This is a genomic window from Phocaeicola sp. RTP21198st1_B8_RTP21198_201120, from assembly GCF_040929485.1.
Taxonomy (GTDB): Bacteria; Bacteroidota; Bacteroidia; order Bacteroidales; family Bacteroidaceae; genus Phocaeicola; species Phocaeicola dorei.
Window position 1 is genome coordinate 1 of sequence record NZ_JBCOCI010000319.1, and the last position, 1,496, is coordinate 1,496.

The following is a 1,496-nucleotide window of genomic DNA, read 5'->3' on the forward strand; positions in this document are numbered from 1 at the left end:
TCCGTCATCGTTGCCATCATGCGCCTTGGTCTCATTTTCGTAATGCGCCAGCAGAGAAGTGCTCCATCGTTTGGAAAGTTTCAATGTAGCGTCCGCATTGGCTTCATATCGGTTGGTAGTGCTTGCAAAAAGATTGGCAGACACCCAATCAGCTTCCGGCAACTGCGGTTTCTTAAATTCTACGTTTATCTGTCCTGTGATGGCTTCATAACCATTCTTCACCGAAGATGTTCCTTTGGAAACCTGTATACTCTGCATCCACGGACCGGGGACATATCCCAATCCATAAGGAGCGGCGGCTCCCCGATAATTCGGGATGTTTTCCGTCAACATCTGCACATAAGTGCCAGACAGCCCCAACAATTTAATTTGTTTGGCTCCTGTTGCCGCATCGGAATAACTCACATCTACTGAAGGGTTCGTCACAAAACTTTCACCCAGGTTACAACAAGCGGCTCTACTCAATTCGGCACTGCTTATCATGTCTTCGTTCATTACGCTACTGCGCAATTTCATCGTTCCCAGTTTACGAGTGACAATATTCACTTCATTCAGTTCCACTCCATCACGAAGCACAATATCCAGTTGTTGATTTTTACTGCTCACATGAATCGTGTCGTTCTGAAAACCGATAAAGCTGACAATCAGCATGTGGCTTTTGGAAGGTTTAGTGATAGAAAAACTACCATCCTCTTTGGTTGTCACTCCTTGTCCTGTATTCATCCAGAACACATTGGCACCCGGAATAGCCTCCCCGGTACTATCTTTCACTGTTCCCCGTACTTGCGCATATATATTGCCGGCAAATAACAGGAACAGTCCTATTATCATATATTTCATTCTTTCTAAAGTTACTTTCGAGATACAAAATTAATTCATTTCTCATGCAACTTAGTTGCATTCAGTGCTGCTTTACTTTCATGTTCTATTGAAAGCAAAGGATTAAATAAGAAAGAAATAGTGGCTAAATAATATAAGTGGAATATAGCGCCAGCTTCTGCCTCGAACAGAGAGGTGGCGGAGAGGTCAGACTATCATATTCTACCGATTTATCCGCATAGGTCGGAGTCAACAGATAGCAAAAATGCTCACACAAAAGATCGACTACTAAAGCTGATGTTGTCAGTTCAGTAGTATGTTTCATCAAATCGAGCTTATAGATAATAGCTGTACAACCCTTATCTTTACAACCTTTTTTTGAATCACAAGTATGAGTCTTTTTACACTTCGGACAGCCTGTATCACAACAGCTCTGCACCGTTTCACAACGGACACAGCAATAATGCACAATAGAGACTCCACCTCCTGAATAGATAATCAGGAGAGAAAGGATAAGTGCTGTTATGTAGGCTAGTTTTTTCATTTCAGAGGACAAAGATAAGAATAAAAACAGATTTTCCTATAATTTTTCGTAATTAAGATTCAATCAATCCGATACAGACACATTCTCTTTCCTTTATTTGGCTATTTTAGAGTCATATCAGCACTATTAACTC

General features: G+C 41.2%; 2 protein-coding genes. Both read right to left on the reverse strand.

Annotated elements, in window-relative coordinates; all coding sequences use genetic code 11:
- Positions 1–840 (reverse strand): carboxypeptidase-like regulatory domain-containing protein (locus AB5935_RS25855; protein WP_368327856.1); only part of this gene is annotated, 840 nt, incomplete at its 3' end.
- Between the two features lie 124 nt (positions 841–964).
- Positions 965–1,363 carry a hypothetical protein gene (locus AB5935_RS25860; protein WP_004306293.1) on the reverse strand — a complete coding sequence of 133 codons (399 nt, stop codon included), beginning with the start codon at positions 1,361–1,363 and terminating at the stop codon, positions 965–967.
- Between the last annotated feature and the right edge of the window lie 133 nt (positions 1,364–1,496).

What these genes read in the sequence shown, in the direction of transcription:
- AB5935_RS25860 (WP_004306293.1), bottom strand. Translation starts at nt 1,363, where the DNA reads ATGAAAAAACTAGCCTACATAACAGCACTTATCCTTTCTCTCCTGATT.